Genomic DNA, 13,038 nt, shown 5'->3' on the forward strand with positions numbered 1-13,038 from the left:
GGCAGGGCCCCGGCGAGACCGTTGTTGTCAGCGGCGCGTAGGGGGCAGCCGGACGAAGACGTCGGGCTGCCCAAGGACCATCCGGAAACCTACCGCTCCGGCGCGCGGCGCGACATCGCGGAGCCGCCGGGCCTCGACCCTGCGTCCTTCATGGGCCCCGACGCACGTGCCGAGGACGTGCAGGGGCCAGACCGGCGCTGGTCAGCCAGATGTGTTCGCAGGTCATGGATGCCTCTTGCAGCTTCTCGCGGGACTCCTGCGAAGCGTGGTAGAAGGTCCGCTCGATCATCCAGCACAGGGCGCGCGCCATCGCCGGGGCTTGTTCTGGTTCGGTGCCCGGCCGAACGCCCGCTCTTTCCAGGACGGCGGTGATGGCCGTGATGAACAGGTCCGCCGTGTGGTTCCACAGTTCGCCGATCTCCGGCACGGTCAGCGAGAGGTCGATGGCCGTGCGCATGACCAGGCCGTGCTCGTTCCAGAGCTCGACCGTGCGCCGCATGGCCGCCGCGATGGCCTGGCGCGGCTCGTCGGCCTGCGCAGTGGCCCGGGACCGCTCCCACAGGTGCTCGACGGTCCGGGCCACGAGCGCCGTGACCACTTCTTGCTTGGAGCCGAAGTAGAAGTACAGGGCACCGCGTGTGATGCCCGCGCCCTGGGCGATGTCGCCGACGGTCATGGCGTCGTAGCCCTTCTCCGCCAGCAGAGCCTCGCAGACGTCGAGGATGGCCCGCTCCCGGACATCGCCCTTGCGTTCGGTGGTGCGCCGGCTCCGCGCAGGCTGTCGGCCGGGCATCAGAGCTGAGCACCCTCGGCGAAGTCGGTCGTACGGGAAAGCGTCTGCCATGCGCGGATGTCCTCGTCCACGGCCGTGCGCGCGGCGGTGACCAGTCGCAGCGCGTCCGAGCCCAGGACGAGGTGGGCGGGCGGCTGCTCGACCGACGTGATGTGCAGGACAGCCTCCCCTGCCTTGGCCGGATTGCCCAACTGATGGCCGCTGGCCTTTTGCCGCGCTGCGCGGATGGGGGTGAACAACTCGTCGTAGTCGTCGATGGTCCGCGCGGCGCGTGTCATGGACCGACCGGCCCAGTCGGTGCGGAACGAGCCCGGCTCGATCGCCGTCACATGGATGCCGAACTGTGCGACCTCCTTGCCCAGGGCCTCAAGGATGCCCTCCAGGGCGAACTTGCTGCCGCAGTAGGCGGACATGCCGGGCACGGCCATGAGCCCGCCCATGGAGGTGACGGCCATCAGGTGGCCGCGGCGGCGCCGGCGCATGTGGGGCAGCGCCGCCTGCAGGGTGGCCATTGCCCCGAACACGTTCACCTCGAACTGCTTGCGCACGTCGGCCAGCGGGGTCTCCTCGAAGGTGCCCTCCAATCCGTAGCCGGCGTTGGCCACGACGACGTCCAGAGGGCCGACGCCGCGTTCCACCTCTGCGATCACGCTGGAGACGGCGTCGCTGTCGGTCACGTCCAGGATGCGGCCGTGAGCGTACCCGGGTTCGAGCGCTTCGAACGCCCGTAGGTCCTCCTCCGAGCGGGTGGTGCCCACGACGGTGTGCCCGGCGGTCAGGGCGGCTTGCGCGAAGGCGCGTCCGAGGCCCGTGCTGACGCCGGTGATGAGCCAGTTCCGCTTCTGCACTGCTCCTCCAGGAAGGTCTCTCATGGAGCTGGACCGCTCCTCACCGAAGAGTCTACACAGTGTCGATTTTTACCGTCACTACGTCGATTTTGTCGTCGCGCGGCACGCGGCGACGGTTTCGCCGGTCGGGTGGCGCGTCTGTCTCCACCGGGCACTGGTTGACGGAAGTGATCAAGCGGCCTGGCCATGGATCGGGTCGAAGGAACGGGTCCTGGCCGGCGTTGGTCGCGCGGTCCGGGTTGCTCCGTGCCAGTCGGTCGGCCCGTCATGCCGGACCTATCATGGGCCCATGGTGAAGGGAAACGGCTCCGCGTCGTCCGGTGCCGGCTCGGGCAGCCGCGATGTCATCCTTGATGCGGCGCGTAGCCTTGTCACAAGCCAGGGCTACGACGGCATGGCCATTTCGGACCTGTGCGCGCAATCAGGGCTTCCGGCCAGCTCCATCTACTACCACTTCGGCAACAAGCTCGGTGTTCTGGCGGCACTGCTTGAGCGCACCTTCCAGGAACTGCACGCTCAGTTCCCGAATCCGTCCTCATTCCGTGGTCCAGAACCGTTGGAGCGCTTCGAGGCATGGCTCACGGCAGCGTGCACATCCCTCGACCAGCGGCCCGACTGTCTTCGGCTCCTGCTGGCCATCAGTGTCGGCCCGCACAAGGACACCGAGGTGGTGCGGAACACCGTGCGCCGTATCCGCGACTACGCCCATGCTTCCTGGGTGGAGGCCCTGACCCCGGTCTTCGCTCCGAACGGCGGCGAGGAGAACGAGGCGTTCGTCCAGCGGTTGGCCGTCCTGGGGCGGGCCATGACCGACGGGCTCGCGGTGGCCAACAGCTTCGACGGCATGAGCTACAGCGCACAGGTCGCACCGTTCGTCTCTCTGGTGCGCGGTCTCGCAGACCAGGGTGGCCGTGCGGTGGGAGTGACGTCCGACGTCGGCGGAGCGTGACGATCCGGGAGCGCACGCTCCGTGGGTTCCGTGTGGTGGCGTCGCAATTGACCTTCGCCGTAAGGCGCACCGCACTGCTGCGGTCGCCGCTTTGCTGTCTGCGGCCCCTGCTGACAGCCCCTCAGGCCGGGGCCACCGGTGCGCCCGTACCTTTCCTGCTGCTCGCCGAACTGGTCGGTCGCCGCGCCCTGTTGGTCCCGGTGCACGAGTGGTCCCGGCGCCGGCCCTCACCCTCCGCATCGTCCTTGCCGGCCACAGCGGCACGGTCATGGGCGACTCCGCGGCCCGCGTCTGGCACCGCACCGCCGGTCCAGCTGATCGTGTTCGGCTGCGCCGTCCCGGGCGCCGTCTTCTTGAGCCGGCCATGAACCAGCGGCGCGTGACGGCCGCCGCACTTGCCTGCCGACGGGAACGCGAGGGCTCTCAGAGGGCCTTGTCCGCGGCCTTGGAGTCGGCTGCGTCCGGCGCGGGCGCTGAGCGGACGCGTGCCTGGAGAAGTCCTTCGACACCTCGTAGGAAGGTTTCGCAGACCAGCTCGGGGTCGAAGAGGCAGCCGGCTGCCATGGCGCCGTCCCTGAGCATGACGAGGTGCCGGGCAGCCGGCTCGGCGGGTGCGTCACCGATGTGTGCCAGCAGCTCCGTGACAGTGGTCAGAAACCATGCGCGGTGGGCCAGGACGGCTTGGTGGACCGGGTGGCCGGCATCGGGATACTCGGCCACCGCGTTGAGGAAGGCGCAGCCGCGGAAACCGGGGGACAGGATGCCGTCGGCGATGGATCTGGCGACGGCTCTGACCTTGTCGACGGCCGACTCACTGCTCGCCTGAGCGGCGGCCACCTGCCCTCGGATCCCCTTGTCGGCCTGGTCGAGATACGCGAGGACTAGGTCTTCCTTGCCCGCGAAGTGCCGGTACAACGTGGCCCGGGTCACCTTCGCCTCCAGGGTGATCCGGTCGATGCCCACGGAGTGGATCCCCTCTGCGTAGAAGATCCGGGTCGCCGTGTTGAGGAGCCGCGCCCGCGCTTCGGAGGTGCTGCCGCCTGCTGTACTCGCACTCATGCCGACAGGGTACACAACCGAAAGGTAGAACGTTCGGTCTTGACGGAGGGCGGCCAGGGAGTCTCCCATGGTGAGACCGAACGTCGCGCAGAACATGCCCGCGTCGTCCGGCCGGTCGACAACCGTCAGGCAAAGATCTGTCCCGCCTATTGCCTCAGCTGTAGAGTGAGCGTTACATACACATGGTGGCTGCCGCGGTTGTCGAAGACCCCGAGATACGTCAGCCCGCGCATCCGCGAGTTCTCGCGGACCTCCACGACGATCATGAACGCGCAGATCGGGCCGCGGCTGCGCATGTACCTGACCCCGTTGCAGAAGCAGTTGGAGGACAACGGGCTCAAGGGCCCGCTGCTGGTCATGCAGAGCGAGGGCGGGACCATCACGGCCGACCGGGCACCGGAGCAGGCCATCACCACGGTCGGTTCCGTCCTTTCCGGTGGCGTCATCGGCGGAATGCGCATGGCCGAGCAGCTGGGCCACCGCAACGTCATCACCACCGATGTCGGCGGGACGACCTTCCTGGCGGGGCTCATCGTCGACGGGGAACCGGTGATGGCACCGGGTTCCGTCGTGAACCAGTTCCCGATCAACGCGGCGACCATCCGGGTGCACACCATTGGTTCCGGGGGCGGGGCGCTCGCCTCCGTCGACGCCGGCGGCAATCTGCGGCTGGGCCCGCAGAGCGCCGAGGCCGTCCCCGGTCCTGCCTGCTACGGCAACGGCGGCACTCGTCCCACCAACACCGACGCCAACCTCGTCCTCGGCATCCTCAGCCCGCACGGACTGCTCGGCGGCAGGAAGCCACTCCGTATGGACCTGGCGCGGCAGGCGATCCGCGAGCACGTGGCCGAACCACTCGGCCTCACCGTCGAAGAGGCCGCCATCGCCATCCACGAGGTGCAGAACGCGCAGGCGGGGGACCTTCTGCGCCGGGGCGTGGTACAGGCAGGCTACGACCCCCGTGACTTCGTCGTCTACGCCTTCGGCGGTGCCGGACCCGCCCACTGCGTCGGCTACTGCCAGGACCTGGGGGTGAGCGAGGTCGTTGTTCCCCTCGGCCCTGTCGCCTCCGCGTTCTCGGCCTACGGGCTCGCGGCCTCGGACATCGTCCTGAGCGCCGAACTCTCCGATCCCTCCGCCTTCCCCGTCGAGCACACGGTGCTGGAGTCCCACTACGCCCGGCTGGAAGCCGACCTGCAACGCGCGCTCGACCGGCAGAAGGTGAAGTTCAAGGACGTGACCATGCAACGTGAGGTCGACCTGCGCTATTCGATGCAGCTCAACGAGCTCGCGACCACCGGAGCTGGGCGTGAGCTGAGCAACCGGAGGAGACCATGCGAACCCGCACCATCACGCGCTGGTCATCGGGGGCCGGTGGGTGGCACACGCGTCCGGCGGAAGGAACACGGCCTCGGCGGCACCGTGTGGACGGACGACCACGAGCGTGGCATGCGAGTCGCAACGGCGCATGCACGACAACAGCTTTACCGCGCTGCACACAGAGAAGAGGGTGGATCGGAGTGATGAGGACGCTGGACGTCGGAGACACGTTGCTGTCCTGCACCGACGTCGGTTCGGGCAGCCCGGTCGTGTGGCTGCACGGCTCGGGGCCGGGGGCCACGGGCATGAGCAACTTCGGCGGCAACCTGGCGGCCTTCGAGGACTACCGGAACATCGTGGTGGACCTGCCCGGCTGGGGGAGCTCCCCGCGACCCGCGACGGATGAGCCCTTGATCTTTCACGCCGCGGAACGTGTCTGCCGCGCGATGACGGCGCTGGGAATCGAGCGCGCCCACCTGGTGGGCAACTCCTACGGTGGAGCCGTCGCGATGCGCATCGCGATGCGTCTTCCCGATCGGGTGGACCGGCTCGTTCTGATGGCTCCCGGCGGGGTTCTCCCGGCGGACGCACCGCCGTGGCCCGTCGGCCTCGACCGCCTCTTCGCCTACATGGCGGCCAAGGAGTCTTCGCGTGCGGCCATGGCCGAGTTCGTGCGGCTGATGGTGTTCGACGAGGAGCTGGCCACCGAATCCCTCATCGACGAGCGATACGAGTCGAGTGTGAGGGCTCACCCGGAACTGCCGATCCCCCCGAACTTCGGCGACCTGACTCCCGACCTGCCGCTGATCGCCCCTCCCACCCTGCTCCTGTGGGGGCGGGAGGACCAGACGGTTCCGCTGGCCTGGGCACCGAAGATCCTTGAGGGCATCCCCCATGCGGAACTCCGCGTGCTGCCGCACTGCCGGCACTGGGTGCAGTACGAGTGTGCACCTGAGTTCCATCACATCGTTCGCGAGCCGTACGCTGGGAATCGGTGTCACCACGGCGAAGTCCGGCACCGACGACATCGCGCTGGCCGAACTCGACGAGTTCAAGTACCGCGTGGCCCTCTACCCCGCCACCCAGGACAGCCCGCGAGAACTGGGCTGGATCGTCGACACGCCGAGCGAACTCGACCGGCTCACCCAGCGGCTCACCGACGCGGGTTTCACCGTCAAGGACGGTACGGCCGAGGAGACGCAGCTGCGTGGAGCCACCCGCCTGCGCTGGTTCACCGACCCGGTCGGGTACCGGGTCGAGCTGGCCGTCGGCGAAGCCAAGACACGCACCAGTGTCACGCGGCCGGACGGGACGAGCCCCGGTGCCACCGGCCTCGGCCACTTCGTGCTGGCCACTCCGAACCTCGCCGAACTGCGCGAACTCTACGAGTCGGTACTGGAGTTTAAGCTGACCGACTACCGCGCTCCCGGCCTGTTCTTCTTCCGCTGCAATACGACCCACCGCAGCATCGCGCTGGCGACCGCGGACACGCCGTCGATCCACCACCTGGAGTTCGAGTACGGCTCGCTCGACGACGTCGGACGAGCGTACGACCGGGCCCGGGCCAACGGTGCGCCGATCTCGATCAGCCTCGGCCGGCACATGAACGACAAGGCGATCTCGTTCTATGTGCGCAATCCCAGTGGGTTCCACCTGGAGATCGGCTGCGGCGGAATCGAGGTCGGCGAGGACTGGGTGCCGCACGACTTCGGTGTCTCTGACGTGTGGGGACACCATCACACCGGCGCGAACCCGTTCGCCTCCCCGAAGCCGTGACGCGCGTGAAGACGAGGTCTTCGGCCGGCGCGTCTCAGGTCTGCCGGGCACTGGTGGTGAGGCGGTCGGCGAGCGCCATGACGAGGTCGCGCAGTTCGCCGGGCCGCTCGATGACAAACGGCCGGTCGAGTGCGGCGAGGAGGGAAGGCAGCCAATCGAGCCGGTTCGCCCCCAGTGTGACGCGGAGCCATCGCTCGGCCGCCCCTTCGGCATCCGCCGGGGCCCCGTGTTCTTCCAGGATCGAGGCGTCGACGGGAAGACGGGAGCGGACCTGCTCCACCGTGCCGTGAATCCGCAGAGTCACCTCGTGCCGGTACTCGGTCGTGGCGAATCCCGAAAGGACGCGTTGGGCCGGGTCCTGGCCGGCGGGGGCTTCGAACGAGCCGGGTAGTGTCCGCGCGTCGGCGATGCGGTCGAGACGGAAGGTGCGGTCCTGACCGATCAGGGCGTCCCGCCCGGTGACATACCAGTGACCGGCATGAGCGACAATGCCGTACGAGTGCAGGGTGCGTTCGCTCCGTCGGCCCTCGCGGTCCGTATAGCGGATCGAGACCGGACGGCGGTGGCGTACCGCGTCGGCGAGGGTGAGGAGCACCGCTGTGTCCGGGGCGGCGAGCGCACCGGGCCGGTCCGTGTAGGCAACGGATTTGAGGAGTGCGTCGAATCTGCCGGCGAGGTCCTTGGGCAGCACCCGCCGGATCTTGGCCGCTGCCGTCTCGCAGGCGGTGCGCTGTGCCGGTGTCAGTCCTTCGCGGCGGCCGGTGACCAACCCGAGCAGCACGGCCAGCGCTTCGTCGTCGTTGAACATGAGGGTGGGCAGGCGGTAGCCGGGTGTGAGGCGGTACCCGCCGTAGCGGCCGCGCACCGACTCCACGGGCACGCCGAGGTCGAGCAGGTGGTCGATATAGCGCCGTACGGTTCGTCCTTCGACGCCGAGCCGGTCGGCGAGTTCGGTCACGGTCCGGATGCCGCCCGACTGGAGCAGTTCCAGGAGGGCCAGTACACGGCCGGTGGGTCGAGACATGACGACAGGCTACGGCGGATACCGGACGGATCATGTCCCCTATTTCTCCTGCTGTGCCGAGCAATGCGATGAGATAGAGAGAACGTTCTCTCTTGACAGTCGCGGGCACCCTTGCCATGCTTCTGAGACAGAACGGTCGTTCTTGCGGAAGGGTCGCCGACAGCGAGCCGGTGACCGCCGCGAATCCGGTTGTCCCTCAACGGCCTTTCGCCGAGAGCGCGTTCGCCGGAACAAGTGAGCCGACGATCCGGCACACCGGCCTTTCTCCACCTCTGTCCACCGAAAGGATCACCGTGAGCACTCTTGCTGCTCAGTCCGGCATCGCCGGCACCGCCTCTGCTCTGCGGCGGCTGTATTTCGTCCGGTTCGCGTTCGCCATCGTCTGGGCCCTTGTGATGTTCACGATGGCGTCGGAGATCAGCCCGGTCGCGGCCGTGCTGCTGGTGCTGTATCCGCTGTTCGACGTGGGTGCGGCCCTTGTCGACGCCAAGGCTTCGCGCGGTACGGGATCGCCTGTGCTGCTGTATGTGAATGTCGCCGTCAGCCTGGTCACGGCGATCGGTGTGGGTGTCGCCTGTGCGTCCGGCATCCCGGCGGTGCTGCGCGTGTGGGGCACCTGGGCGATCGTGGCCGGTCTGGTCCAGCTGATCGTGGCTGTTCCCCGCCGCGCGATGGGCGGCCAGTGGCCCATGATCCTCAGCGGTGGCATCTCGGTGCTGGCCGGGGCGTCGTTCATCGCGTCGGCCGACGCGGACGAGCCCACCCTCACCGGCGCGATCGGCTACGCCGTCCCGGGCGCCGTCTTCTTCCTCATCTCGGCCCTGCGCCTGGGCCGCGCCGCGAAGCGCGACTGACATGAGAACCGATACCCGGTCGGCTCGCCGTCATCGGTGGCGGCGTGGTGGCGTCGGAGACGGCGACGGACATCGAGTGATCCGAGCGAGCATCCTCTACTTCGGAACTCCCGTGGTCCTGAGGCGAGCAGGCGGGCGGTGTACCGGTACGAGTCCGACAAGTTCTCCGCCGCGGGGCTGACGCAGCAGCCCTCCGACGTGGTGCGTCCGCCCCGGGTTGCCGAGTGCCCTCTTCAGCCGGAGGCGAGGTCCGTCGCACTGACTGCGGGCGTGGAGTGCGGCTTCTTCGCAGTCGAGTGCGGAGTGGTCCGCGTTCACGCCGACAAGCGCATCGTCGTGCCCGGCACGCAGCACATCGCCCCAGGCGTCCGGAGCCCGCTCATCTACAACTTCACGTCAGGTGCACTGCTGTGATCGGCAAGTGGTTGCTTCTGCGAGTGCTGATGCAGTCGGCTGCTACCTTCCGGAGCCATGACTGACAGCGTGTATGTGGGCAATGCGGGCGGGGACGCGGCACTGGACCGGGGATGGCTGCTGGGGCATTTCAAGGACGCCTCCGACCCTCGACACAGCGAGGCCGTGGAGATCAAATGGGGCGTCCACCCACAGGGCGACGAGCGGGCTCAGTGGGTGACCGGCGAAGAGCGCACCGCCCTGCTGGTCCTCATCAGCGGGCGCTTCCGGGTGGAACTGCCCGGGCGCAGTGTTCTCCTGGCCCGACAGGGCGACTACGTCGTGTGGGGCCGGGGCGTCGATCACTCCTGGTTCGCGGAGGAAGAGTCCGTGGTTCTGACGGTCCGCTGGCCCTCTGTGCCCGGCTACAGGGTGCCCGATGACGGCAATTCAACTGCCGGCCATGGCCATGCGTTCAAGTAGTTCTCGAACTGCTCCCGTTCCTCTGTTTCAGGAATCCTGACGTCACATCAGCCCGCGGGCCGCTGCCGCGGGGACTGCCGTACCGTCAGTTGCCGCGGACGCGAGACGCCGGGGACCTGCTTCCACAGGGCGACGTCCCGCACTACGGCGCCGCCCGCCCGGTTGAGCGCGGGTCCGCGGCAGCGGCTCAGGGTCAGGGTTCCAGGAAACGGATGACGGACTGACGGTAGCGTTCCGGTTGTTCGGCGTCGATGAGGTGGCCCGCGCCGTCGACGCTCACCAGCGTGGATTCGGGGAGCACTTCGTCGTACTCGCGGGCGATGCCCGGGTTCTTGTAGTCGCAGGTGCCACGCAGGATGAGCGTCGGCACGCGGATGTGGCGCAGGGCGGGGCGCGGGTCGGGCACGGTGAGTTGGTCGGCCGTGGTGAGCTGGTTGGCGTAGAAGCCCGGTACGGATGCCGGGAGGTCGCGCAGGGGGCGACTGGGGTGGCAGGTGGCCGCCGGGGCCGTGATCGCAAGGAGCCGGGCGAAGACGGCGTCGAGTTCGGCGTCGGAGACCAGGGCGTGTGCGGCGCGCGGGTTGGCCTCCATCAGCAGTGACCATGCCAGCAGCCGGGGCCTGGCCTGCAGCGCGTCGAGACGGCGCTGCTGATCGGTGGTGAGCCGGTCCCAGATGTCGCCCTCGGCCCGGTCCTTCCACGCCGGAGCCCACAGCGCCCCGGGCGAGGTGAGCACCATCCGGGCCACCCGGGCGGGGTGTGCGGCGAGGTATTCCGTGGCCAGCGTGGCGCCCCAGGAGGCGCCCAGCAGCACCACGCGGTCGGCGCCGATGCGGGTGCGTACGGCATCGAGGTCGGCGACCTGCCGGGCCACGGTGTAGCCGGTCGGATCGGCGAGTCGGCCGGAGCGGCCTGAGCCCAACTGGTCGTAGGAGTAGACGTCGTAACCGCGGGCGGCGAGTCGCTTCTCCAGCGGATCGGGTCCGTCGCCGGGGGTGCCGGGGCCGCCGTGCAGCACGATCACCGGGGTCGGGCGCGGGGTGCCGTGGGCGCGGAGCAGGGTGTAGGCCAGGCGTGATCCGGTCGGCAGGGTCCAGTAGCCGGTGGGCCGGGAGTGGGGCTGCGGGGGAGTCCCACCGAGGGGCTGGAGCACCGTCAGGTATGCGGCGGTCGAGGTGGCCACGAGGACGGCCGTCGTGGCCAGGGCGGTGACGGCCGGCCGTCGTACACCCGCGTACACCAGCGGCGCGCAGCTCATGACCAGCGCGGTGACCGCGACCGCGGCCAGCAGCGCGAGGTCCGCGGTGACCGTGGCGGTCGCCCATGCGGCCGCCGTCGCGGCGACGGGCGCGATCAGGACGCCGACCAGGACGAGCAGGGAGCGGCCGAGGAGACGCAGGGCACGTCGGCGGCGCCGCCCCATCTGCGCTTCGGTGGAGTGGAGTTGAATTGTCGTCATACGGCGATGCTGCGGTCGACGCACGGTCGGTGCCGTCCGCCGTTGTGGACCGTCCGCATCCCCGCGCGGGCGGACGCGATGTCCGCCCGCAGGTGGACGCGAGGGGCACGAAGCGGTCTCTAGCCTGGTCGCCGTGGGGGAGTGGTGGAGAAGACGACGGCCCGACCGGGCCGTGGACCGGGGGCCGTTGTGGGTGCTGCTCGACATGGTCACCGCGTACCTGTCGGCGGTCATCGCCATCGGGCCGTCCAACCACACGGCCTCGGTGCTGTCCGGCGGGATCGCCGAACGCGGCTGCGCGATGGTGTGGTTCGTGGCGATCGCGGGGCGACGGTTCGCGCCGCTGTGTGCGGTGTGGGCGGCCGGGGCGGCGACCGTGACAGCGGTCGCAGCGGGCGCGGAGGTCACGAACGTGTCGCTGGCGACCGCGCTCGCCCTCACGCTTGTGGTGCAGACCCGGCCGGTCGGGCGAGCCGTCGAGTGCGCGGCGCCGCCCGCCCTCGTGGCCGTCGCCGCACTCGCCGGCGACCAGAACGCCTTCGTGCCCGCACTCGCCGTGCACACGGTGGCCTGGATCACCGGCTCCGCCGGACGGGCGCGTCGCGAGGCGCGCGACACCCTGCGGGCCCGCGAGAGCGAGCAGGCCGTCTCGGCGGAACGAGCCCGGATGGCCAGGGAGTTGCACGACGCGGTCGGCCACGCGGTGACCGTGATGGTCACCCACGCCGGGGCCGCCCGGCTCACCCTCGGCAGCCAGGCGCCGCCCGTGCGCGAGGCGTTGTCGCGGATCGAGGAGGTCGGGCGGAGCGCGATGACCGACCTCGACCGGATCCTCGGCCTGCTCACCGACGGCTACGACCTCGACGCCTCACTCCGGGCGATGGTGGCTCGTCTGCCCGCCGACGTCACCGTTCAACTGCGCCTGTGCGAACCGCGGTTGCTGGAGCGCCTGGTCCCGCCGGTTGCGCACGCGGTCGGCCGCATCGCCCAGGAGGCGCTGACCAACATCGTCCGCCACGCGGGCCCGGCCCGGGCCGTCGTCACCGTCGATGTGAAGGACGGTGCGGTCGGTGTGGTGGTCACGGACGACGGGCCCGGCGCCGCGGCGCACCGGCCGGGCGGCGGGCGGGGGCTGACGGCGATGCGGGAACGCGTCAGCGTCCTCGGCGGCAGCCTTGAGGCGGGCCCGGGCGACGGGGGCGGCTGGCGCGTGGCCGCCGTGATCCCGCTCGACATGCCGACGCCGTCGAAGAGGCCGGCCCGGCTGCGAAAGCCGCGCACCCCGCACAAGCCGCTCGCCTCGAAGGAGGAGCCCTCGTGATCCGTGTCCTTCTCGCCGACGACGAGGACCTGATGCGCGCGGGCCTGCGGATGATGCTACAGACCCAGCCCGACCTGACCGTGGTCGGCGAGGCCGCCGACGGCCGGGAAGCGGTCCGGCTGGCCGCGGCCACGGCACCGGACGTGGTGCTCATGGACGTACGGATGCCGCTGCTCGACGGAGTGGCCGCGACCGGGCAGGTCACCGGCGCCGCCGAGCACGGCGGACCCAGAGTGCTGATCCTGACCACCTTCGAGCTCGACGAGTACGTCTTCGACGCCGTTCGCGCCGGCGCCAGCGGCTTCCTCCTCAAACGCAGCCCGCCGGAAGTCCTCATCGACGGCATCCGCACCCTCGCCGCCGGAGAGGCCCTTCTCGGCCCGTCGATAACCCGCCGCCTGCTCGCCGAGTTCGCCCGCGCGACCCCGGCCGCACCCCAGCCGGAGATCACCCGTCGCCTGTCCCGGCTCACGGGACGCGAACACGATGTCCTGCTCCTGCTCGGCCGCGGCCTGTCCAACGCGGAGATCGCGTCGCGCCTCCACATCGGCGAGGCGACCGTGAAGACACACGTCACACGTGTCCTGGACAAACTCGCCCTGCGCGACCGCGTCCACGCCGTCGTCTTCGCCTTCGACCACGGCCTGGTGCGCCCTGGCGGCGGCTGACCCCGGCTGGGCCACCGGGCAGGGCTCAGCTCATATGAATGGATGATGTAACCTCATGAATCTGAGTTCAGATCATCGAGGTCGGGGGCAG

The 13,038-nt window shown here is 69.7% G+C and carries 13 protein-coding genes and 2 pseudogenes; 10 read left to right on the top strand and 5 right to left on the bottom strand.

The features are described 5' to 3' along the window. Positions 1 to 27: 27 nt before the first annotated feature. Positions 28 to 186 (top strand): annotated as a pseudogene (locus tag AC27LF_RS23910) (glucosamine-6-phosphate deaminase); the annotation flags it as partial. On the opposite strand, the gene AC27LF_RS23915 reads toward AC27LF_RS23910, so the two are convergent. Continuing rightward, positions 149 to 793 carry a TetR/AcrR family transcriptional regulator gene (locus tag AC27LF_RS23915; RefSeq protein ID WP_479658414.1) on the bottom strand — a complete coding sequence of 215 codons (645 nt, stop codon included), beginning with the start codon at positions 791 to 793 and terminating at the stop codon, positions 149 to 151. The pseudogene AC27LF_RS23910 and the gene AC27LF_RS23915 overlap by 38 nt on opposite strands. After that, positions 793 to 1,641, bottom strand: coding sequence for an oxidoreductase (locus AC27LF_RS23920; RefSeq protein ID WP_479658415.1), 849 nt, complete (start codon positions 1,639 to 1,641; stop codon positions 793 to 795). Before AC27LF_RS23920 ends, AC27LF_RS23915 begins: the two co-directional genes overlap by 1 nt. A gap of 289 nt (positions 1,642 to 1,930) precedes the next feature. Between AC27LF_RS23920 and AC27LF_RS23925 the strand changes: the two genes are divergently transcribed. After that, positions 1,931 to 2,590, top strand: a complete 660-nt coding sequence (locus tag AC27LF_RS23925) for a TetR/AcrR family transcriptional regulator (RefSeq protein ID WP_479658416.1) — start codon at positions 1,931 to 1,933, stop codon at positions 2,588 to 2,590. Positions 2,591 to 3,013: 423 nt separating this feature from the next. Here the strand turns inward: AC27LF_RS23925 and AC27LF_RS23930 are convergent, their stop codons facing one another. Further along, complete coding sequence (locus AC27LF_RS23930; RefSeq protein ID WP_479658417.1) at positions 3,014 to 3,649, bottom strand: TetR/AcrR family transcriptional regulator; 636 nt, start codon at positions 3,647 to 3,649, stop codon at positions 3,014 to 3,016. Between the two features lie 198 nt (positions 3,650 to 3,847). Between AC27LF_RS23930 and AC27LF_RS23935 the strand changes: the two genes are divergently transcribed. The 3 genes and pseudogenes from AC27LF_RS23935 to AC27LF_RS23945 all read left to right on the top strand — a co-directional run bounded on the left by AC27LF_RS23935 (position 3,848) and on the right by AC27LF_RS23945 (position 6,745). Next, positions 3,848 to 5,173 carry a hydantoinase/oxoprolinase family protein gene (locus AC27LF_RS23935; protein WP_479658418.1) on the top strand — a complete coding sequence of 442 codons (1,326 nt, stop codon included), beginning with the start codon at positions 3,848 to 3,850 and terminating at the stop codon, positions 5,171 to 5,173. After that, positions 5,173 to 5,901 (top strand): annotated as a pseudogene (locus tag AC27LF_RS23940) (alpha/beta fold hydrolase); the annotation flags it as partial. The gene AC27LF_RS23935 and the pseudogene AC27LF_RS23940, both read left to right, overlap by 1 nt. A 13-nt stretch (positions 5,902 to 5,914) precedes the next feature. Further along, positions 5,915 to 6,745, top strand: coding sequence for a VOC family protein (locus AC27LF_RS23945; RefSeq protein ID WP_479658419.1), 831 nt, complete (start codon positions 5,915 to 5,917; stop codon positions 6,743 to 6,745). Between the two features lie 34 nt (positions 6,746 to 6,779). Here AC27LF_RS23945 and AC27LF_RS23950 read toward each other — a convergent pair whose 3' ends face one another. After that, complete coding sequence (locus AC27LF_RS23950; protein WP_479658420.1) at positions 6,780 to 7,769, bottom strand: helix-turn-helix transcriptional regulator; 990 nt, start codon at positions 7,767 to 7,769, stop codon at positions 6,780 to 6,782. Between the two features lie 293 nt (positions 7,770 to 8,062). Here AC27LF_RS23950 and AC27LF_RS23955 point away from each other — a divergent pair, with 293 nt between their 5' ends. The 3 genes from AC27LF_RS23955 to AC27LF_RS23965 all read left to right on the top strand — a co-directional run bounded on the left by AC27LF_RS23955 (position 8,063) and on the right by AC27LF_RS23965 (position 9,499). Continuing rightward, on the top strand, positions 8,063 to 8,623 hold the full coding sequence (locus AC27LF_RS23955; RefSeq protein WP_479658421.1) for a hypothetical protein: 561 nt from the start codon (positions 8,063 to 8,065) through the stop codon (positions 8,621 to 8,623). A 138-nt stretch (positions 8,624 to 8,761) separates the two neighbouring features. Next, the gene (locus AC27LF_RS23960; protein WP_479658422.1) at positions 8,762 to 9,037 is read left to right on the top strand and encodes a hypothetical protein; all 276 of its coding nucleotides are present in this window, start codon (positions 8,762 to 8,764) and stop codon (positions 9,035 to 9,037) included. Between the two features lie 57 nt (positions 9,038 to 9,094). Further along, positions 9,095 to 9,499 carry a cupin domain-containing protein gene (locus AC27LF_RS23965; RefSeq protein WP_479658423.1) on the top strand — a complete coding sequence of 135 codons (405 nt, stop codon included), beginning with the start codon at positions 9,095 to 9,097 and terminating at the stop codon, positions 9,497 to 9,499. Between the two features lie 193 nt (positions 9,500 to 9,692). Here the strand turns inward: AC27LF_RS23965 and AC27LF_RS23970 are convergent, their stop codons facing one another. Beyond that, the gene (locus tag AC27LF_RS23970) at positions 9,693 to 10,958 is read right to left on the bottom strand and encodes an alpha/beta fold hydrolase (protein WP_479658424.1); all 1,266 of its coding nucleotides are present in this window, start codon (positions 10,956 to 10,958) and stop codon (positions 9,693 to 9,695) included. 133 nt (positions 10,959 to 11,091) lie between these two features. On the opposite strand from AC27LF_RS23970, the gene AC27LF_RS23975 reads away from it, so the two are divergent. Both AC27LF_RS23975 and AC27LF_RS23980 read left to right on the top strand, forming a co-directional pair. Further along, on the top strand, positions 11,092 to 12,279 hold the full coding sequence (locus tag AC27LF_RS23975) for a sensor histidine kinase (protein ID WP_479658425.1): 1,188 nt from the start codon (positions 11,092 to 11,094) through the stop codon (positions 12,277 to 12,279). Next, entirely contained in the window at positions 12,276 to 12,947 is a 672-nt protein-coding gene (locus AC27LF_RS23980) for a response regulator (protein WP_479658426.1), read from the top strand. Before AC27LF_RS23975 ends, AC27LF_RS23980 begins: the two co-directional genes overlap by 4 nt. Positions 12,948 to 13,038 lie beyond the last annotated feature (91 nt).

The sequence above is a fragment of the Streptomyces diversicolor genome, assembly GCF_057537855.1.